The sequence below is a fragment of the Micromonospora sp. NBRC 101691 genome (genome assembly GCF_030269285.1).
GTDB classification, from domain to species: domain Bacteria; phylum Actinomycetota; class Actinomycetes; order Mycobacteriales; family Micromonosporaceae; genus Micromonospora; species Micromonospora echinospora.
In genome coordinates, this window is the sequence record NZ_BSTB01000001.1 from 357,382 (window position 1) to 376,865 (window position 19,484).

Annotated in this window: 21 protein-coding genes and 1 pseudogene; 3 read left to right on the forward strand and 19 right to left on the reverse strand. The window is 74.6% G+C overall.

The genetic code is table 11. The features are described 5' to 3' along the window. Positions 1 to 38 precede the first annotated feature (38 nt). A complete protein-coding gene (yczR, locus tag QSK20_RS01470) occupies positions 39 to 1,493 on the reverse strand; it encodes a MocR-like transcription factor YczR (protein ID WP_285786727.1) in 1,455 nt (484 codons plus the stop codon). Between the two features lie 60 nt (positions 1,494 to 1,553). Here yczR and yczE point away from each other — a divergent pair, with 60 nt between their 5' ends. Both yczE and QSK20_RS01480 read left to right on the forward strand, forming a co-directional pair. Beyond that, a complete protein-coding gene (gene yczE / locus QSK20_RS01475) occupies positions 1,554 to 2,198 on the forward strand; it encodes a membrane protein YczE (protein WP_285786728.1) in 645 nt (214 codons plus the stop codon). Positions 2,199 to 2,265: 67 nt separating this feature from the next. Next, positions 2,266 to 2,730, forward strand: a complete 465-nt coding sequence (locus QSK20_RS01480) for a hypothetical protein (RefSeq protein ID WP_285786729.1) — start codon at positions 2,266 to 2,268, stop codon at positions 2,728 to 2,730. A gap of 144 nt (positions 2,731 to 2,874) precedes the next feature. Here the strand turns inward: QSK20_RS01480 and hisF are convergent, their stop codons facing one another. From hisF to hisD, 11 genes are all read right to left on the reverse strand, one after another. After that, entirely contained in the window at positions 2,875 to 3,696 is an 822-nt protein-coding gene (gene hisF, locus QSK20_RS01485) for an imidazole glycerol phosphate synthase subunit HisF (protein ID WP_285786730.1), read from the reverse strand. A 251-nt stretch (positions 3,697 to 3,947) separates the two neighbouring features. Next, positions 3,948 to 4,946, reverse strand: coding sequence for an NADP-dependent oxidoreductase (locus tag QSK20_RS01490; RefSeq protein ID WP_285786731.1), 999 nt, complete (start codon positions 4,944 to 4,946; stop codon positions 3,948 to 3,950). Beyond that, a complete protein-coding gene (locus tag QSK20_RS01495) occupies positions 4,943 to 5,368 on the reverse strand; it encodes an organic hydroperoxide resistance protein (protein ID WP_285787177.1) in 426 nt (141 codons plus the stop codon). Before QSK20_RS01495 ends, QSK20_RS01490 begins: the two co-directional genes overlap by 4 nt. A gap of 5 nt (positions 5,369 to 5,373) precedes the next feature. After that, positions 5,374 to 5,817, reverse strand: a complete 444-nt coding sequence (locus QSK20_RS01500) for a MarR family winged helix-turn-helix transcriptional regulator (protein ID WP_285786732.1) — start codon at positions 5,815 to 5,817, stop codon at positions 5,374 to 5,376. Positions 5,818 to 5,904: 87 nt separating this feature from the next. Further along, a complete protein-coding gene (gene priA, locus QSK20_RS01505; RefSeq protein WP_285786733.1) occupies positions 5,905 to 6,630 on the reverse strand; it encodes a bifunctional 1-(5-phosphoribosyl)-5-((5-phosphoribosylamino)methylideneamino)imidazole-4-carboxamide isomerase/phosphoribosylanthranilate isomerase PriA in 726 nt (241 codons plus the stop codon). 13 nt (positions 6,631 to 6,643) lie between these two features. After that, complete coding sequence (locus QSK20_RS01510) at positions 6,644 to 6,970, reverse strand: hypothetical protein (RefSeq protein ID WP_285786734.1); 327 nt, start codon at positions 6,968 to 6,970, stop codon at positions 6,644 to 6,646. Positions 6,971 to 7,028: 58 nt separating this feature from the next. Further along, entirely contained in the window at positions 7,029 to 7,649 is a 621-nt protein-coding gene (gene hisH / locus QSK20_RS01515; protein WP_285786735.1) for an imidazole glycerol phosphate synthase subunit HisH, read from the reverse strand. Beyond that, positions 7,646 to 7,819 carry a CG2302 family histidine operon protein gene (locus QSK20_RS01520; RefSeq protein ID WP_285786736.1) on the reverse strand — a complete coding sequence of 58 codons (174 nt, stop codon included), beginning with the start codon at positions 7,817 to 7,819 and terminating at the stop codon, positions 7,646 to 7,648. Before QSK20_RS01520 ends, hisH begins: the two co-directional genes overlap by 4 nt. 49 nt (positions 7,820 to 7,868) lie before the next feature. Continuing rightward, on the reverse strand, positions 7,869 to 8,480 hold the full coding sequence (gene hisB, locus QSK20_RS01525) for an imidazoleglycerol-phosphate dehydratase HisB (protein ID WP_088982917.1): 612 nt from the start codon (positions 8,478 to 8,480) through the stop codon (positions 7,869 to 7,871). A gap of 168 nt (positions 8,481 to 8,648) precedes the next feature. Beyond that, positions 8,649 to 9,776: a histidinol-phosphate transaminase gene (locus QSK20_RS01530; protein ID WP_285786737.1), complete on the reverse strand. Its 1,128-nt coding sequence runs from the start codon at positions 9,774 to 9,776 to the stop codon at positions 8,649 to 8,651. Beyond that, positions 9,773 to 11,098, reverse strand: coding sequence for a histidinol dehydrogenase (hisD, locus tag QSK20_RS01535; RefSeq protein ID WP_285786738.1), 1,326 nt, complete (start codon positions 11,096 to 11,098; stop codon positions 9,773 to 9,775). Before hisD ends, QSK20_RS01530 begins: the two co-directional genes overlap by 4 nt. A 102-nt stretch (positions 11,099 to 11,200) precedes the next feature. On the opposite strand from hisD, the gene QSK20_RS01540 reads away from it, so the two are divergent. After that, positions 11,201 to 11,905 (forward strand): LON peptidase substrate-binding domain-containing protein, encoded by a 705-nt coding sequence (locus QSK20_RS01540; RefSeq protein ID WP_285786739.1) that lies wholly within the window; start codon positions 11,201 to 11,203, stop codon positions 11,903 to 11,905. On the opposite strand, the gene QSK20_RS01545 is transcribed toward QSK20_RS01540, so the two are convergent. From QSK20_RS01545 to QSK20_RS01575, 7 genes and pseudogenes are all read right to left on the reverse strand, one after another. Continuing rightward, the gene (locus QSK20_RS01545; RefSeq protein ID WP_502888823.1) at positions 11,820 to 12,692 is read right to left on the reverse strand and encodes a DUF2567 domain-containing protein; all 873 of its coding nucleotides are present in this window, start codon (positions 12,690 to 12,692) and stop codon (positions 11,820 to 11,822) included. The two genes, QSK20_RS01540 and QSK20_RS01545, sit on opposite strands and share 86 nt — an antisense overlap. A gap of 56 nt (positions 12,693 to 12,748) precedes the next feature. Continuing rightward, a complete protein-coding gene (locus tag QSK20_RS01550) occupies positions 12,749 to 14,491 on the reverse strand; it encodes a MinD/ParA family ATP-binding protein (RefSeq protein ID WP_285786740.1) in 1,743 nt (580 codons plus the stop codon). A gap of 96 nt (positions 14,492 to 14,587) precedes the next feature. Further along, complete coding sequence (locus QSK20_RS01555; protein ID WP_285786741.1) at positions 14,588 to 15,598, reverse strand: hypothetical protein; 1,011 nt, start codon at positions 15,596 to 15,598, stop codon at positions 14,588 to 14,590. A gap of 57 nt (positions 15,599 to 15,655) precedes the next feature. Further along, positions 15,656 to 16,597 (reverse strand): RluA family pseudouridine synthase, encoded by a 942-nt coding sequence (locus QSK20_RS01560; protein WP_285786742.1) that lies wholly within the window; start codon positions 16,595 to 16,597, stop codon positions 15,656 to 15,658. A gap of 89 nt (positions 16,598 to 16,686) precedes the next feature. Continuing rightward, positions 16,687 to 17,268 (reverse strand): annotated as a pseudogene (lspA, locus tag QSK20_RS01565) (signal peptidase II); the annotation flags it as partial. A 66-nt stretch (positions 17,269 to 17,334) separates the two neighbouring features. Next, positions 17,335 to 17,751: a TraR/DksA family transcriptional regulator gene (locus tag QSK20_RS01570; RefSeq protein ID WP_088985674.1), complete on the reverse strand. Its 417-nt coding sequence runs from the start codon at positions 17,749 to 17,751 to the stop codon at positions 17,335 to 17,337. Between the two features lie 223 nt (positions 17,752 to 17,974). Then, positions 17,975 to 19,477 (reverse strand): potassium/proton antiporter, encoded by a 1,503-nt coding sequence (locus QSK20_RS01575; RefSeq protein ID WP_285786743.1) that lies wholly within the window; start codon positions 19,475 to 19,477, stop codon positions 17,975 to 17,977. Between the last annotated feature and the right edge of the window lie 7 nt (positions 19,478 to 19,484).

A 19,484-nucleotide genomic window follows, 5' to 3' on the forward strand; every position in this document is an offset into this window, starting at 1 on the left:
GGGGCCGGTCCGGGACCGTCACCCGTACGGTGCCGGGGTCAGGCGATGACGGAGGGCTCCCGCCACTGCGGTCGGCCGGCCCGGTCCAGGTCGTACCGGACGGCGGCGATCCGGTGCACCGCGTCGACCAGGTCGGCGGCGGGCAGGGTGAACGGCAGCCGCAGGAAACGCTCCAGCGTGCCGTCCAGCCCGAACCGGGGGCCGGGCGCGAGACGTACGCCGACCTCCTCGGCGGCCCGGGCCAGGGCGCTGGAGACGGGCCCGTCCAGTTCCACCCAGAGGGTCACCCCACCGCGCGGCACGGCGACCCGCCACTGGGGCAACCGGTCGGCCAGCGCGGCCAGCAACGCGTCCCGCTGGCGGGCCAGCTGCTCCCGCCGGGCGGTCACGATCGTCGACGCCTCGGCGAGCAGGTGGACCGCGACGAGTTGGTCCAGCACCGGGCTGGCCATGTCCACCCCGATCCGGGCGGCGGCAAGACGCTGCACCTGCGGGGCGGAGGCGCGTACCCAGCCGATACGCAGACCGCCCCAGTACGGCTTGCTCATCCCGCCGATGGTGACCACCCGTGAGTGCCGGTCGAAGGTGGCGGTGGGCGGGGGCAGCGGCGTGCCGTCCAGCGGCAGGTCGACGAAGGACTCGTCGATCACCAGGTCGGTGCCGGCCGCGTGGGCCGTGCCGACCAGCCGCTCGCGCAGCTCGACCGGCATGAGGTGGCCGGTCGGGTTCTGGAAGTCGGGGATCAGGTAGGCCAGCCGGGGTCGGGACTGGCGGATGCTGGCCAGCAGCAGGTCCGCGTCCCAGCCGGCGTCGACGGCAAGGCCGTGCGTGGCGATCCGGGCCCGCCGCGCGGCGAGCGCGGCGAGCGCGTTCGGGTAGGTCGGCGACTCCACGAGCACGCTGCTGGCCGGGGCGAGCGCCAGTCGTAGCACCAGGTCCAACGCGTGCTGGGTGCCGTTGGTGACCATGATCTGCTCGGGGCTGGTGGGCAGGCCGCGTTCGACGTACGACCGGGCGATCGCCTCCCGCAGCTCGATGATCCCGGTCGGGTGGTAGCCGGCGCTGCCCAGGTAGCGGGGCAGGTCCTCGGTGGCGGCCCGGGTGGCCGGGATCAGCTCCGGCGGGGCGGCCAGTGCGGCGATGCCGAGGTCGATCATGTCCAGGTCGTCCTGTGGGGTCCACAGGCCGGAGCTGGCCACCCGGTGGCCGCCCGGGAGCATGGTCCAGCTACCCGCGCCGCGCCGGCTGGTCAGGTGCCCGCTCTCGCGCAACTCGCGGTAGGCGGCGGTGACCGTGGTGCGGCTGATCCGCAGCGCCTCGGCGAGTTCCCGCTCGGCGGGCAGGCGTACCCCCAGCGGCAGCCGGCCGTCGGCGAGCAGGCCCCGGACGGCGGCGGCGAGGGCGGCGTAGTCCGGAGACCGGCGGCGGCCCGGCAGAGCATGCCACTGGCCGAGCAATCGGGCCAGTTGCCCTCCTCGTACCTGGCTGGTCATGGCCACTCCCTCCCGATTGGCTCTCTCACACCGCCACGATTGGCCCTTAGGTTGGCATGCATGGCCTCGACTGGCAACCTCCGTGACCGTCTGCCCCGGCGTCTGGTCCAGCTCTACGGCGGACTGGCGCTCTACGGCGTCAGCATGGCGTTCATGATCGAGTCCAGCCTCGGCCTGGACCCGTGGAACGTCCTCCACCAGGGCGTGGCCCTGCGTACCGGGCTCTCCTTCGGCACCGTCACCATCCTCGCCGGGGTCCTGGTGCTGCTGCTCTGGGTGCCGCTGCGGCAACGCCCCGGCCTCGGCACGGTGAGCAACGTCCTGGTCGTCGGCCTGGTGATCGACGCCAGCCTCGCGCTGCTGCCCGACGTGCGCCCGCTCGCCGCCCGGGGGGCTCTACTCGTCGCCGGTGTCCTGCTCAACGGCCTGGCCACCGCGCTCTACCTCGGCGCGCGGTTCGGTCCGGGGCCACGGGACGGGCTGATGACCGGGTACGTCGCCCGTCACCCGGGCCGGTCGGTCCGCCTGGTCCGCACGGTCATCGAGGTGACCGTGCTCGCGTTGGGTTGGCTGCTGGGCGGCACGGTCGGGGTCGGGACGGTCGCCTACGCGCTCGGCATCGGCCCGCTGACCCAGGCGTTCCTGCCACTGGTCACCGTCGCCCCGGTCGACTCGCCGGCGCGACCGTTGGCCGAACCGGCCTGAGCTGGGCGTCCCGCGCGCGTGGAACCGGATGTTTTACTCCGGGCCACTCAGCCGGCATCATTTCCCCATGGGGGCTGAGGGATGGCGTTGGTCGGACGCCTGGATCTTCGTGGCACTGGTGATCGCCAGCGGCGCCGGACGGCACCGCCGGGCCCCGTCGAGCCGACGGCCGGAGGGGGTCCGCCTCACCGACGTGCTCTCCACCGCCGACCACCTCAACCAGGCGATTCCGCAGCGGCACGAGGTGGAGACGGCGGTACGACGCCTGGTCGGCGCGGGTCTGGTGAGCGTCACCGACGGCTGGTTCCGGATCACGCCCGACGGTGAGCAGCTCTGGCGCACCCGGCCGCCGGCCGGACTCTCCACCGCCGTCGACACGGTGCAGACCGCGCTGAGCCGGCGGCACACGCCGGGGCACGCCGACTGGGCGCTGCCGGAGGAGGAACACGCCGCCGCCGTCCACGAGTACGTCAAACGGTCGATCCCGAGCCCGCGCCGCTCGCCGGAGGGCGGCGGTCCGGGCCGGAGCTGACCGCCGACCGAGCGGCCCGGTGCCGGTGAGCTGCCGGTATCCGGAGCGGGACGCAGCCGACCCGGTCGCCTCGATCCGGGTGCCGGCCCCGGCGTCGCTGCTGGTGATGTGGGGCCGCGACACCGTCCGCTCGCCGGCGCGCCGTCAGGCCTCGGCGGGCACCCCGGCCGGGGTCGCCACGGCCGGCGCGGCCGCGGACAGCCGGACCGGATGCCCGGCGGCGTGCAGGGCGTCCTTGACGTCGCCGATGCTCAACTCGCCGAAGTGGAAGACGCTGGCCGCGAGCACCGCGTCGGCGCCCGCCGCCACGGCCGGCGGGAAGTGGGCCACCGCCCCGGCCCCGCCGGAGGCGATCACCGGTACGTCGACCACCGCCCGCACCTCTCGGATCAGCTCCAGGTCGAAGCCGGTCTTCGTGCCGTCGGCGTCCATCGAGTTGAGCAGGATCTCGCCCGCGCCGAGCCCGGCCACCCGGTGCGCCCACTCCACCGCGTCCAGGCCGGTTCCCCGCCGGCCGCCGTGGGTGGTCACCTCGAATCCGCTGCCGGTGGTGCCGGCCGGCGCCCGCCGCACGTCGAGGGAGAGCACGAGCACCTGCCGGCCGAACCGCTCGGCGATCTCGGCGATCAGCTCGGGGCGGGCGATGGCGGCGGTGTTCACGCCGACCTTGTCCGCGCCCGCCCGGAGCAGCACGTCCACGTCGGTGACCCGGCGGACGCCCCCGCCGACGGTGAGCGGGATGAAGACCGTCTCGGCGGTCCGGCGGACCACGTCGAGCATGGTGCCCCGGTCGTCGGAGGAGGCGGTCACGTCGAGGAAGGTCAACTCGTCCGCGCCGGCCCGGTCGTACGCCGCGGCCAACTCGACCGGGTCGCCGGCGTCCCGCAGGTCGACGAAGTTGACGCCCTTGACCACGCGTCCGGCGTCCACGTCCAGACAGGGAATGACCCGTACCGCCACCGTCATGCCGCGAGCCTACCGCCCACCCGGACGCCCGCCCCTCGCCTCGGCCCGCCTCCCTCGTCCACCGGCGTCCACCGGGCTCCGCCCGGCACGCACCGCCCGCCGGGCCCGGGGTGCCTGCAGGGGCCCCCTGCTCCGCAAACAGCGGTAACAAGGGTCCCCTGCTACCACCTGGCACCCCACACCACCCCGCACGCACACTCCCCCGCACATCTCACCCCGCCCCTCGCCTCAGCCGGGCAGGGTGGCGGAGGTCACAGGCGGACGAGCATCTTGCCGAGGTTCTCGCCGCGCAGCAGGCCGAGGAAGGCCGCCGGGGCGTTCTCGATGCCGTCGACGACGGTCTCGTCGTGGTGCAGCCGGCCGTCGCGCAGCCAGCCGGACACCTCCCGGACGAACTGCTCGCGCAGGTGGCCGTAGGAGTTGACCAGGAACCCGCGCAGGGTGAGCTGCTTGCCGATCACCAGGGCCAGGTTGCGCGGCGCGGCCGGCGGCTCGGTGGCGTTGTACTGGGCGATCATCCCGCAGATCGCCGCCCGGCCGTGCGGCCGCAGCGCGCCGATCGCCGCCTCCAGGTGGTCACCGCCGACGTTGTCGAAGTACACGTCGATGCCGTCGGGCGCGGCGGCGCGGAGCTGGTCGCGTACCGGGCCGTCGTGGTAGTCGAAGGCGGCGTCGAAGCCGAGCGCGCGCAGGCGTTCGACCTTGGCGGGCGAGCCGGCGCTGCCGACCACCCGTGCCGCGCCCCGTAGCTTCGCGATCTGCCCGACCAGGCTGCCCACCGCGCCGGCGGCGGCCGAGACGAAGACCGTCTCGCCCGCGCGCATGCCGGCGACCTCCAACAGGCCGGCGTACGCGGTCAGCCCGGGCATGCCGAGCACGCTCAGGTACGCGTTCACCGGTGCGAGCGTCGGGTCGACCGTGCGGGCGGAGCCGGCGTCGACCAGGGCGTACTCCCGCCAACCGAGACCGTGCAGCACCACGTCACCGGGGGCGAACCCCTCGGCCCGGCTCTGCACCACCTCGCCGACCGCGCCGCCGTCGAGCGGGGCGTCGAGCCGGAACGGCGGGACGTAGGACTTCACGTCGTTCATCCGCCCGCGCATGTACGGGTCGACCGACATGACCAGGTTGCGCACCACGAGCTGACCGTCACCGGCGGTGGGGACGGACGTGTCGACCAGGCGGAAGTTCTCCGGGGTGGGCCAGCCGTCCGGCCGGGACGCGAGGTGGATCTCCCGGTTGGTCGTCATGCCGCGTCCCGGACGGTCAGCGTGGTCTCGATGTTGCCCCGGGTGGCGTTGGAGTACGGGCACACCTGGTGGGCGTGGGCGACGAGTTCCTCGGCGGCGGCGCGCGGCACCGACGGCAGGTCGACCAGCAGGGCGACGGTGAGGGTGAACCCGCCGTCGCCGTTCGGGCCGATACCGACCTCGGCGTCCACGACCGAGCCGCTGACGTCGGCCCGGGCCTTCCGGGCGACCAGGCGCAGCGCCGAGTGGAAGCAGGCGGCGTACCCGGCCGCGAAGAGCTGCTCGGGGTTGGCCGCGTCGCCGGCGCCGCCCATCTCCTTCGGTACGGCCAGGTCGAGGTCGACCGTGCCGTCGGAGGTGCGGACGTGGCCGTCCCGGCCGTCGCCGGTGGCGTGGGCGGCGGCGGTGTAGAGCACCTGCATGGTGGTCACTTCCCCTTCTGTCGGTGGATGGTCTCGGTCACCCGGGTGAGGGTGTCGCGGAGCGCGACCAGCTCGTCGAGGGTGAGGCCGGTGGAGGCGGCGACCCGGTGCGGCACGTCGCAGGCCGGCTCCCGCAGCGCGCGGCCGGCGTCGGTCAGCTCGACCTCCACCCGCCGTTCGTCGCGGGCCGCCCGGCGGCGGACCACCAGTCCGGCCCCCTCCAGCCGTTTGAGCAGCGGGGAGAGGGTGCCGGAGTCGAGCCGCAGCTCGGTGCCGAGTTCGGAGACGGTGGGGGCGGCGTCGCGTTCCCAGAGCACCAGCAGCACCAGGTACTGCGGGTAGGTCAACCCCAGCCGGTCGAGGATCGGCCGGTACACGTCGGTGACGGCCCGGGAGGCGGTGTAGAGCGCGAAGCACACCTGCCGGCGCAGAACCAGGTCGTCGTCCACCCGGAAAAGGTAGCTCGCAATTTGATTGTGCACAACTTGACGGGCCGGGCGGGACCCGGCCCGGCGCGTGCCGGGCCGGGTGCCGGGTCAGGCGTCGGCGAGCACCCGCAGCGCCTCGGCCACCGTGAACGCGCCGGCGTACAGCGCCTTGCCGGCGATGACCCCCTCCACCCCGACCGGCTCCAGGGTGGCCAGGGCGCGCAGGTCGTCCAGCGTGGAGACACCACCGGAGGCGATCACCGGGGCGTCGGTACGGGCACAGACCTCGCGCAGCAGGTCCAGGTTCGGCCCACGCATGGTGCCGTCCTTGGTGATGTCGGTCACCACGTACCGGGACGCGCCGGCCTTGTCCAGCCGCTCCAGCACCTCGTACAGGTCACCGCCGTCGCGGGTCCAGCCCCGGGCGGCCAGGGTACGACCCCGCACGTCCAGCCCGATCGCCACCCGGTCGCCGTACTCGCCGCAGATCCGGTCGCACCACTGGGGATCCTCCAGGGCGGCGGTGCCGATGTTCACCCGGGCCGCCCCGGTGGCCAGCGCGGCGCGCAGCGAGGCGTCGTCGCGGATCCCGCCGGAGAGTTCCACCTTGACGTCCAGCCGACGCACCACCTCGGCGAGGAGCCCGGCGTTCGACCCCCGGCCGAAGGCCGCGTCGAGGTCCACCAGGTGGATCCACTCCGCGCCGTCGTGCTGCCAGGCCAGCGCCGCCTCCAGCGGGTCGCCGTAGGTGGTCTCGCTACCGGCGGCGCCCTGCACGAGACGGACGGCCTGCCCGTCGGCGACGTCCACGGCGGGCAGCAGGGTCAGACTCAACGTGTTCTCCTTGTCAGGTACGACGGTCCAGGGCGATCACCACGATCGCCGGGAGTACGAGCAGTAGTAGCACCATCAGCAGCACCCGCAGCGCGGGATCGGGCACCAGCGTCCAGATCGACGCCAGCACGGCCAGCGTCAGCACCACGATGCCGGCGCGCTCGGCCCGGCTCCGGCGGGCCAGGAGGCGGCCGGTCCGCCGCCGCTGCCAGCGTGGCCGCAGCCCGCGCAGCAGGGCCCGCCGGCGTTCCCGGCGGGCCACCTTCCGGGCCCGGGCGGCCTTCTCCCGCTCGCGTTCGGCCTCTCGGACGGCCCGCAGTCGGGCCCGTTCCTTGCTCACCGCCCCGCCCACCCGCCCCGCGTGCCGGTGCCGCCCGGCGCGTCCACGCGGCTGCCGGTCACAGCGTGGCCAGCCAGTTGCGCAGCAGCAGCGCGCCGGTGTCGGCCGACTTCTCCGGGTGGAACTGGGCCGCCGAGAGGGCGCCCCGCTCCACGGCGGCGACGAAGTCCTCTCCGTGGCGGCTGGTGGTCACCACCGCGCCGGCGGCGGTCAGCGCCGCCACGTCGGCGACGGCGTACGAGTGGACGAAGTAGAACCGTCCGTCCTCGGGCAGCCCGGCGAACAGCGTCGAGTCGGCCGGCGGGCGCAGCGTGTTCCAGCCCATGTGCGGCAGCCGGGTCGCGGCCAGCCGGGTCACCCCGCCCGGCAGCAGGCCGAGCCCCTTGGTGACCACCCCGTGCTCCTCGCCGTGGGAGAAGAGCACCTGCATGCCGACGCAGATGCCGAGCACCGGACGGCCGGCGGCGACCCGGTCGGCGATCACCGGGCCGGCGCCGAGCGCCTCGATCCCGGCCATGCAGGCGGCGAACGCCCCGACGCCCGGCACCACCAGTCCGTCCGCGGCGGCCGCGGCGGCCAGGTCGTCGGTGACCGTCACGTCGGCCCCGGCCCGTTGCAGCGCCCGCTCGGCGGAGCGCAGGTTGCCCGACCCGTAGTCGAGCACCACGACGCGGGTCACGACGTCACCTCCGGAATCAGCCAGAGCACGCCTCCGGCGGTGGCGAGCAGGGCGAGCAGGCCGGTCACCACGACCACGCTCCGGGCGGCCCCCTGCCGGTGCAGGGACACCACCCCGCCGACCAGGATGCCGGCGAGGATCAACAGCAGCGAGGGCAGCACCGCGCCCATCAGCGGTGCCCCGTCCCGGCGGTCACAGCGCCCCCTGGACGCCCGGCGGTCACAGCGCCCCCTTGGTGCTCGGCACCACGCCGGCCGAGCGCGGGTCGATCGCGGTGGCCTCGCGCAGCGCCCGGGAGACCGCCTTGAACTGCGCCTCCACCACGTGGTGCGCGTCCGGGTGGCCACCGGGACGGGCCGCCCGGAGCACGTCCACGTGCAGGGTGATCCGGGCGGCCTGCCCGAACGACTCCCAGATGTGCCGGGTCATGCTGGTCGGGTAGACCGGCCCGATGTACGGGGTGAGCAGCGGCTCGTCGTGCACCACGTACGGCCGGCCGGAGAGGTCGACCGCGGCGCGGACCAGCACCTCGTCCATCGGGACGGTCGCCGAACCGTACCGCCGGATGCCGGCCTTGTCCCCCAGCGCCTGGTCGAACGCGCTGCCCAGGGCGAGCGCGGTGTCCTCCATGGTGTGGTGGGCGTCGATCTCCAGGTCGCCGACCGTCCGCACGGTGAGGTCGAAGCCGCCGTGCCGGGCGATCTGGTGCAGCATGTGGTCGTAGAAGCCGACGCCGGTGCTGATCTCCGCCGCGCCGGTGCCGTCGAGGTCGATCTCGACGAGCACCCTGGTCTCCTTGGTGGTCCGCTCCACCCGGGCGGTCCGGCTCATGCTGGATAACCTTTCGTTCGCGACTGCGGGGCTCGCAGGACCGGCTCACTCCTCGCGCTCACCCGGACAACCTTTCGTTCGCGACTGCGGGGCTCGCAGGACCGGCTCACTCCTCGCGCTCACCCGGACAACCTTTCGTTCGCGACTGCGGGGCTCGACACGTCGTCCTCACCGGATGTCCTCCATGGCGGCCAGGAAGGCGTCGGTCTCGGCCGGGGTTCCGGCGGTGACCCGCAGCCAGCCGGCCAGGCCGACGTCGCGGACCAGCACCCCCCGGTCGAGCAACGCCCGCCACGCCACGGACTGGTCCCCGCCGACCTCGAACAGCACGAAGTTGGCGTCGCTGTCGGCGACCCGCAGCCCCTGCCCCCGCAGCGTCGCGACGATCCGGTCCCGCTGGGCCATGATCGCCGTCACCGTGCCGAGCAGGGCGTCCCGGTGGGCCAGCGCCGCGCGGGCGGCGGCCTGGGTCAGCGCGGAGAGGTGGTACGGCAGCCGCACCAACTGCACCGCCGCCACCACGGCCGGGTCGGCGGCCAGGTAGCCGAGGCGTCCGCCGGCGAACCCGAACGCCTTGCTCATCGTCCGGGTCACCACCAGGCGTGGGTGGCCGGGGAGCACAGCGAGCGCGCTGACCGTGCCGGGTCGGGCGAACTCGGCGTACGCCTCGTCGACCACCACCATGCCGGGAGCGACGTCCAGGACGGCGGCCACCACCTCCGGGACGAGCGCGGTGCCGGTCGGGTTGTTCGGCGAGCAGAGGAAGACCACGTCCGGGCGGTGCTCACGGACCTGGGCCACCGCGTCGTCCACGGTCAGCCCGAAGTCCGCGCCGCGCCGGGCCGGCTGCCAGGCGGTGCCGGTGCCCAGCGCCAGCAGCGGGTGCATCGAGTACGCCGGGGTGAAGCCCAGCGCCAGCCGCCCCGGACCACCGAAGGCCTGGAGCAGTTGCTGCTGGATCTCGTTCGAGCCGTTGGCCGCCCAGACCCCGTCGACGGTGAGTCCGTGGCCCAGGTAGCCGGCCAGGTCGGCGCGGAGCGCCACCGCGTCCCGGTCCGGATAGCGGTTGAGGTCCCGCAGTTCGGCGGCGAGGGCCTTGCCGATCGCCTCGACCACCGGCTCGGGCACCGGGTAGGAGTTCTCGTTGGTGTTCAGCCGCACCGCCACGTCGAGCTGCGGCGCGCCGTACGGGCTCAGGCCCCGCAGGTCGTCGCGGATCGGCAGGTCGTCCAGGCTGGCCCGCACCGGCGCCTCGTCGGGTGCGGCGGCGACCGGCAGGTCGTCGGGGGCGGTCATGACAGGGCCTGCCCGGGGAAGCGGACCCGCACCGCCTGGCCGTGCGCGGGCAGGTCCTCCACGTTCGCCAGGGTGACCACGTGCCCGGCCACCTCGCGCAGCGCCTCCTCGGTGTACTCCACCAGGTGGATGCCGCGCAGGAAGGACTGCACGGACAAGCCGGAGGAGTGCCGGGCGCAGCCGCCGGTGGGCAGCACGTGGTTGGAGCCGGCGCAGTAGTCACCGAGCGACACCGGCGACCAGGCGCCGACGAAGACCGCCCCGGCGTTGCGCACCCGCAACGCCCACTCGCGGGCGTCGGCGGTCTGGATCTCCAGGTGCTCGGCGGCGTACGCGTCGACCACCCGCAGTCCCGCCTCCAGGTCGTCGACGAGGACGATCCCGCTCTGCTCACCGGTCAGCGCGGTGGTGACCCGCTCGACGTGCTTGGTGGCGGCCACCTGGCGGGTCAGCTCGCGGTCCACCGCGTCGGCCAGCGTCACCGAGCAGGTGACCAGGACGCTCGCCGCGAGCGGGTCGTGCTCGGCCTGGCTGACCAGGTCGGCGGCGACGTGCGCCGGGTCGGCGGTGTGGTCGGCGAGGATGGCGATCTCGGTCGGGCCGGCCTCGGCGTCGATGCCGACCACCCCGCGCAGCAGCCGCTTCGCGGCGGTGACCCAGATGTTGCCCGGCCCGGTGATCATGTCGACCGGCGCGCAGCGGGTCGCCCCGTCGGCGTCGGTGGTCGAGCCGTACGCCAGCATCGCCACCGCCTGGGCGCCGCCGACGGCGTACACCTCGTCGACGCCGAGCAGCGCGCAGGCGGCCAGCACGCGCGCGTCGGGCAGGCCGCCGTTGTCCTGCTGCGGCGGGCTGGCCACGACCAGCGAGCGGACGCCGGCGGCCTGGGCCGGGACCACGTTCATCACCACGGTGGACGGGTACATCGCCAGACCGCCGGGGACGTAGAGGCCGACCCGGTCGACCGGCACCCAGCGTTCGGTGACCGTGCCGCCGGGCACCACCCGGGTGACGTGGTCGGTGCGGCGCTGGTCGTCGTGGACCCGGCGGGCCCGGGCGATCGACTCCAGCAGCGCGGCACGCACGGCCGGGTCGAGCGTCCCCTCGGCGGCGGCGATGGCCTCGGCCGGCACCCGCAGCCGCTCCGGGGCCACCCCGTCGAAGCGTTCACTGGCCTCCCGGATCGCCGGGTAACCATGCTCCCGCACCGCCTCGACGAGCGGACGGATCCGCTCGACCGCCACGGAGACGTCGAGTCGGGCACGGGGCAGCAGGCGGCGCGGGTCGGTGTCGCTCCCCCGCAGGTCGATCCGATTCAGCACACTGCGAGTCTAGGCGGCCGCGCGCGGGAGCCCGGCGAGGCGTCCGAACGCCGGGACGGTGAGGCGAGCCACGCCCCACCGGATCGGGCTACCCTCGACGGCGTGACCGCACGGCTGCCGGTGTTCCCACTCCAGACGGTGCTCTTCCCCGGGCTGGTGCTGCCGCTGCACATCTTCGAGGAACGGTACCGCGCGCTGATCCGTCACCTGCTCGCCCGTCCCGAGGGCACGCCCCGGGAGTTCGGGGTGGTGGCGATCGAGCGGGGCTCCGAGGTGGCCCCGCCCGCGCCGGCCGACGGGTCGCCGCCGGGCCTGGCCGGGATGACGCTGCACGAGGTGGGCTGCACGGCGGAGCTGCGGCAGATCACCGAGCTGGCCGACGGGGGCTTCGACGTGGTGACCGTGGGCCGGCGACGGTTCCGGCTGACCGGGATCGACGAGCACGCCGCGCCGTACCTCACCGGCGACGTGGAGTGGCTGCCCGAACCGGAGGAGGCCGACGAGAGCACCGGGCTGCTCGCCGCCCGGGTGATCGCGGTGTTCCGGCAGTACCTGACGCTGATCCGGCCCGATCCGGAGGCGATCGCCGAACAGTTGCCGGACGACCCCACGGTGCTCTCCCACCTGGTGGCGGCGACCGCCGCGCTGACCGTGGCCGATCGTCAGCGACTGCTCGCCATCGACGACACCGCCGGCCGGCTCCGCGCCGAGCTGCGGCTGCTCAACCGCGAGGCGGCTCTGCTGCGTCAGGTGCGGGCGGTTCCGGTGCCGCTGCGGGAACTGGCGTCCCCGCCGGCACCCAACTGACCTCCTCCGGCTCCGGACGCAGCGACGGCCACCGCGACCAGCCGGCCAGCAGGGTGTACGTCACGGCGACGGCGAACGCCGGCAGCAGCAGGTTGCCGTGCGGCACCGGCAGCAGGCCGAGCACCTGGTCGACGCCGCCCGCACGCAGGTCGGCCGGCTTGTCGAAGTGCTGCCCGGTGGGGGCCTCGACCAGCAGCCGCTGAAACTCCGCCAACCCGACCCGCCGGCCCGACTGCCACGCCACCACGGCCGCGCCCAGGCTGCCGAGGACGCCCGCGAGCAGCCCCAGCGGGCCCCGGTGCCGACGCAGCAGGAACCACAGGCCGAGCGCCACGAGCACCCCGAAGCCGAGGCCGAGGAGACTGAACCAGCCGTCCGCCGCGATCGGCTGCTCCGGCTGGGCCTCGGCGTAGACCGCCCCGTCGGTGGTCTTGACCACCGGGGTGCCCGGGGCGAGGGTGGCCCAGAGCAGCCCGAGGGGGACGCCCAGCAGGGTCAGCAGCCCGACCGCGCCGGCCGCCCGGGTCAGCGCCCGCCGTACCGGTCCGTCGGCCCCGGTCGGCACACCGGTGCCGTCCGGTCCCGCAGGACCGGTCGGTCCGCCGCCGTCGGGCTGTCCGTCGGGCCCGGTCGACGCGTCGGCGTCCGCTGCCCCGTCGGACCCGGCTGGTGGGCTGGCGCCGGTCGGTGGCACGGCGGTCGACGAGCCGTCGGTGCCGGCGGGCGGAGAGTGCGCCGCGTCGGCGGGGTCGACGGGACGGTCGGGATCGGGAACTGCCGGGCTCACCCGGTGATCCTCTCAGGCAGCCCGACGTGACGGCACGCCGGTCGCCGACCACGACCTCACCGGGCGAAGGGCTCCAGCATCACCGCGGCGGCGCGCAGCCACGCCTCACGGGTCGCCGGCTGGAGCTGGTGGTACTCGATCGACGAGCCGGTCTCCAGGGCCGGGTCGTACGGCACCACCGCGACCGCCCGGGTCCGGGTGGCGAAGTGCCGCTGGAAGTCGTCCAGCAGCGACGAGCGCTCCGGGTTGGGACAGGAGAGCAGGGTGACCGCGTTGTCGGCCAGCTCGCCCATGCCGACCTCGTGCAGCCAGTCGAGCATCCAGTCGGCGCTGAACGCCGCGTCCTCCCGGGGAACGGTGGTCAGCACGAGCTGGTCCGCGGCGTTCATCACCGCCCGCCAGTTCGGGCTCTCCACGTTGTTGCCGGTGTCCACGCAGATCACGTCGTGGGTGCGCCGGAGCAGGTCGAGCACCCGCTGCACGGTGTACTTGTCGAGCTTCTGGGCGAAGCGGGGGCTCTCCTCCCCGGCCAGGACGTCGTACGAGCCGTCGGAGGCGTGCCGCAGGTAGTCGTCGAGCTGCTCCACCAGGTCGGGACCCTGGCTGATCTCGATCGAGGCCAGGTCGGCGATGAGGTGCCGGATCGTCCGCGCGTGCCGGGCGCTGCCGGCGCGCAGCCCGAGGGTGCCGCGCAGCTCGTTGTCGTCCCAGGCGAGCACGCCCCGCCCGCGCACGCTGCCCACCGTCGCGGCGGCCAGCACGGTGGCGGTGGTCTTGTGCACCCCGCCCTTCGGGTTGGCGAACGCGAGCACGCGCGGGGTGCCGAAGTCGCGGCGCAGGATCGCCGCGGCCCGCTCCTGCTCGTTCTCGGCGGCCTGCGGACGCCACTCCAGCCGGGCCGGGTAGCCCCGGTCGACGACTGCCGGCACCGCCGCCCGGGCCACCGGCGGCGGATACGCGGGCTCCGGCTGGCGGTGGCCGCTCTCCACCGCCGGCGGATAGGCGGGCTCCGGCTGGCGGTGGCCACTCTCCACCGCCGGGTAGCGGCTCTCGGCCGGGTAGGGGTTGTGCCGGTACTGCTCCAGCAGCGCGTAACGGGACTCCACCGGCGGGGACGGCTCCGCGCGGTACCCCGGCTCGACCGGGTGCGCAGGCTCGGGCTGGTAGGCCGGCTCCGGCTGGTAGGCCGGCTCGGTGTAGGCCGGCTCCGCCCGGTAGCTCGGCTCGGGCTGGTAGACCGGCTCGGGCTGGTACGCGGGCTCGGCCGGATACGCCGGCTCCGCCGGGTAGGCCGGCTCGGGCCGCCGGTAGGCGGGTGGGGCCTGGTAGCCGTCGTCGGGCCGGTAGGCGCTGTCGGACCGGTAGCCGGAACCCGCGCGGTAGCCGGTTTCGGCGTCGGCGCGGTAGCCGGGTTCGGCCCGGTAGGTCGGCTCGGGCGGGTAGGTCGTCCCGCCCTGGTACACCGGTTCCACGCGGTACCCGGGCTCGGACCGGTAGCCGGGATCCGCACGGTACGCCGACTCGGCCGGGTGACCGGCGTCAGCCGGATACCCCGGATCCGACCGGTACTCCCCGCCGTACACCGGCTCGACCGCCCGCGCCCGACCGGCGTAACCGTTGCCGCCACCCCGCCGGGGCAGTGGCTCCGGTGCCGGTGGCAGGAACGGTTCGTCCATCTCCCGGTCGGCCTCGACCTGCTCCCCGCCGCCGCGGCCACCGAGCCGGGCCCGGTCGAGCAGCGTGCGCCAACGCGGTGCTGGTTCGGCCGACCGACCCCAACCGGTCTCGGTGCCGTCCAAGGCTCGCCCTCCCAGCGCCATCGATCTCCGCCTGACAGGCTACGAAGCCAACCCTATTCGGACCACACCGGTACGCGCACCTCCCCGTCGCCGGTCTCACGGCGGCGGTTCGGAATCGCGCCCGTCGATCGGGGCGGACGTGCCGGCCCCGGACGGCTCCGGTCCTGCCGTGGTCGCCCCGCCCGGACCGGCCGGGCTGGGCGGCGCGGTCGGAGCCGGGGCGCTGGTCACGGTACCTTCCGGCGTCGTGGTGGGTGCGGGGCGGCCGGTCGGCGGGGGCGACGACGCGGTCGGCAGCCGCTCGTCGGCGGGCGGGCGGACCAGGTCCTCCTGCTCGGGCAGGGGTGGAGTGAAGACGGTCCGGTCCAACCGCTCGATCTCCGGGGCCGGGTCCACCGCCCGGACGCCCGGGCGGGCCGCCACCGTCCGCAGCCGGGCCGGCTCGGCCCGGACCACCGCCGCGTACACGCAGGAGCAGCCGGCGCGATAGGCCGCCGCCTCGACCTCCGCCACCTCGGCGCCACTGGCGTAGAACCCGCGCAGTTCCCGCTCCTGCGGGGTGTCGCCGGTCAGTTCCGCGCCACGGGCCCGGTAGTCGGCCGCCTCCCGGTCCTTGCGGCCGGCGAGCTCGACCATTCCGGCGCGCACGTCCTCGGGCACGCGCAGCGCCGGAATACGCACGATCTGGGTCTGTCGGCCGGGCAGCGGCACCCGGCCGAAGACCGCCGAGACCGGGACGTCCCCGAGCACCGGGGCGAGCCGCTCCGGCGGCAGGTACTCCGCCAGGGACACCAGCGCCCAGGTCGACCCGGCGGACGCCGACGGCGCCGGGTCGGGCAGCGCGGCGAGCTCGTCACCGGCGGAGCGGAGGTAGCCGGGGATCGAGTCGCCCTCGCCGACGCCGACCCGGGTCACCTCCCCCACCGTCCGGTCGCCGACCGGCGGGCGGCCGGTGGCCCAGGCCGCGGTGAGCAGGACCGCGCCCACCGAGGCGAGCGCGACCCAGCCCAGCAGTCGCGGCCGGGGGCCGCCCCGACCGGTCAGGGCGCGGACCAGCGGCGGCAGGCACCGCTGGTCCAGTCGGCGCAACAGCTCACCGGCGCGCACGGATGACCGTCCCCTCGTCGGATGGGTGACCGGTGGACCGCCGCCGTGGCCGGCACGTCAGTCGCGCAGGCGTCCCAGCGCGCGGTCCAGGTCGTCAGGGTAGTCGCTCACGAAGCGGACCTCGTCCCCCGTTCGGGGGTGCAGGAAGCTCAACGCGCGGGCGTGCAGCCACTGTCGGGACAGGCCGAGGCGGGCCGACAGGGTGGGGTCCGCGCCGTAGGTGAGGTCGCCCACGCAGGGATGGCGCAGTGTCGAGAAGTGCACCCGGATCTGGTGGGTCCGACCGGTCTCCAGCCGGACGTCGACCAGGCTCGCCGCCGGGAACGCCTCGATGGTGTCGTAGTGGGTGATGCTCGGCTTGCCACCGGAGACCACCGCCCAGCGGTAGTCGTGGTTCGGGTGCCGGTCGATCGGGGCGTCGACGGTGCCGCTCAGCGGGTCGAGGTGGCCCTGCACCACCGCGTGGTACTGCTTGTCGACCTCGCGGTACTTGAAGGCCCGCTTCAGCGCGGTGTACGCCTGTTCGCTCTTGGCCACCACCATGATCCCGGTGGTGCCCACGTCCAGCCGGTGCACCACGCCCTGCCGCTCGGCCGCGCCGCTGGTGGAGATCCGGTGACCGATCCCGGCGAGCCCGCCGATCACGGTCGGACCGGTCCAGCCGGGGCTGGGGTGGGCGGCCACCCCCACCGGCTTGTCCACCACCACGATGTCGTCGTCGGCGTAGACCACGCGCAGCCCCGGCACCGCCTGCGGCACCACGGTCGGCGGGGCGGCCGGCGCGGGCAGGGTCACCTCCAGCCAGGAACCCGCCTTGACCTTGTGCGAGTTCGCCCGGACCACGCCGTCGACCAGTGCGTCGCCCGCGTCGATCAGGGCCGCGGCGGCGGTGCGGGAGAGCCCGAACAGCCGGGCCACGGCCTGGTCCAGCCGCATGCCGTCGAGGCCGTCGGGGACGGGCAGGGAACGGTGGTCGCCGTCTCCGTACGCAGTGGTCATGCCCGCTCCCCCAGTTCGACGTCGGTGCTCTCCCGGCGGCCCTCGGTCGGGGGCGTCTCCCCCGACCGCGCGGCGTCCGTTGTCTCCGCCGGACTCCCGGCCGGTGCGGGGCCGTCCGCGCCGAGGCGGGTGCCGTCGCGTTGCCGGCCGGTGAGTTCGAGGAAGACGGCCAGCGCCACCCCGCAGACCAGCGCGCTGTCGGCGAGGTTGAACACCGGCCACACCCGACCGTACGGGTCGAAGAGGCTCACCATGTCGACCACGTGACCGACGAACGGCCCCGGTGCCCGGAAGATCCGGTCGGCGAGGTTGCCGAACGCACCACCGAGCACCAGCCCGAGCGAGAGCCCCCAGGGCACCGACCGCAGGCGCAGCGCCATCCAGCCGATCCAGCCGACCACCGCGATGGTGATCAGCGAGAAGACCCAGGTGTGGTCGGCGCCGAGGCTGAACGCGGCGCCGCTGTTGCGGGTCGAGGTGAGGTAGACCGTCCCGCCGAGCAGGCGGACCGGGTCGCGGTCGTCCAGCGTGGCCAACGCGAGGTGCTTGGTGGACAGGTCGGCCAGGAAGGCGAGCCCGGCGGTGCCGGCGAGCACCACGATCGCCCGGCGTCCGGGCCCGCCACCGCCCGGCTCGGCGGTTCCGGGCCCGTCCGGCCCTGCTGCCGTCATCTGCTCCCCATCGACGTTCCGCGGTGATCGCTCACCGACCTCGGCCCGGCCGCCGGGGAGCACGCGTCAGCGGCGCTCCTCCAGCTGCTTGCAGGTCACGCAGAGGGTGGCCGACGGGAAGGCGGCGAGCCGCTCCACCGGGATCGGGTTGCCGCACCGCTCGCACCAGCCGTAGCCGCCCTCGTCAAGCCGCTCCAGTGCCCGCTCGACCTGCGTGATCCGCTCCAGGATGCTGTTGGCGAGAGAGATCTCCTGCTCCCGCTCGAAGGTCCGGGAGCCGGTGTCGGCCGGGTCGTCACCGGCCGAGTCGGTCAGCCGGTCGCGCTGGAGCTCGGTGATCTCGCTCAGGGTCTGATCGTACTCGGCGCGCAACTCGTCACGCCGTGCCGCCAGGGCAGCCCGGATCTTCTCGGTCTCGGCCGCGCTGCGGGGGGACTTCGCCGTCGACTTCCGGCCGGCGGTCCTGGTGTCTGGCTTCGCCATCGTCACTCCCTCGGCCGCGGCACCCGCGGCGGTCCCCGGTGCCTGGACGGGGGTCGCCGGCGGTGGCGTCCCCCATGAACAAAAGGGGCGCGCGACAGGGCCGTCGCGCACTCCAGAGATTCGCAAGAATACGGAACGTACAGGCGTCCGACAACGTGCCGCACCGATATCCCGTATTTCATCCCCGAACAATCCTCAATCGGAGCAAAAGGACGATAGCAGGTCAATCGCCGCTATCGTTCCCGGTTTCGCCGAACCAGCGGGCCAACCGTCCCCGACGGCTGACCGCCCGCAGCCGTCGCTCCGTCTCGTCCCGCACCCCGGCCGTCGCCACGATCAACAGGCTGTCCCCGACCTTCAGCCGGGTGTCCGGGCCGGGCACGAAACCGGTGCCGTCCCGCAGCACCAGGGTCACCGACGCCCCGAGCGGCAGCCGCAACTCGTCGACGTGCACCCCGGCCAGCCGGGAGCCGGCCGGCACCTCCAACTGGAGCAGGTCCGCCCGCATCCGCTCCAGCGGGGCCGTCTCCACCCGGATCTCCGCCGGCTCGGCCGGCGCGGTCACCCGCAGCCGCCGCGCGACCGGGGCCAACGTCCCGGCCTGCACCACCGTGAAGATCACCACGAGCACGAAGACCGAGTCGAAGAGCCGGTCCGCACCGGGCACCCCAGCGGAGAGCGGGATGGTGGCGAGCACGATCGGCACCGCGCCGCGCAGCCCGGCCCAGGAGAGGAAGGCCTGCTCCCGTATCCCGAACCGGAACGGCGCCGCCGCGGCGGCCACACTGAGCGGCCGGGCGAGGAAGAGCAACGCCAGACCCGCCACCATGGCCGGCAGGATCGCCTCGTCCAACCGGGCCGGGGTCACCAGGAGCCCGAGCAGCACGAAGAGGCCGATCTGGGCCAGCCAGGCCAGCCCGTCGGCGAAGCCGAGGATCGCCTGCCGGTGCGGCAGCCGGGCGTTGCCGAGCAGCACCCCGGCCACGTAGACGGCGAGGAACCCCGAGGCGTGCACCGACGCCCCGACCGCGTACGCCAGCACCGTGAACCCGACCACCGCGATCGGGTAGAGCCCCGCCGAGGGCAGCGCGGCCCGGCGCAACGCCAGCCGGCCGAGGTGTCCGGCCGCGAAGCCCACCGCCGCGCCGGCGGTCAGCTCGTACCCGACCAGGAGCAGTTCGTACCACCACGGGTGCGGCAGCGGAAAGCCCCGGGACAGCAGCACCACCAGCAGCACCACCGGGGCGTCGTTCATCCCCGACTCGGCCTCCAGAGTGGCCACCAGACGGGGCGGCAGACGCAGCCGGCGCAGGGTGGCGAAGACCGCCGCCGCGTCGGTCGAGGAGAGCACCGCGCCGTAGAGGAGCGCGAGCCGCCAGTCCAGGTCGAGCAGGAGGTGGAGGGCGATCCCCACCACCAGGATGCTCACCAGCACCCCCACCGTGGAGAGCGCGGTGGCCAACCCGAGCACCGGACGCAGGGTGCTCCACCGGGCGGTGAGCCCACCCTCGGCGATGATCACGATGAGCGCGCAGAAGCCGAGCATCCGGGTCAGCTCGGCGTCGTCGAACCGGATGCCCAGGCCGGACCGGCCGATCAGCACACCGAGCGCCAGGTAGACCAGGAGGCTCGGCACACCCAGCCGGGTGGAGAACCGGACCGCCCCGATGGCCACCAGCAGGACCGCCGCGCCGACCAGCAGCGCGACGTCCAGGTCGTGCGTCACGGACGCC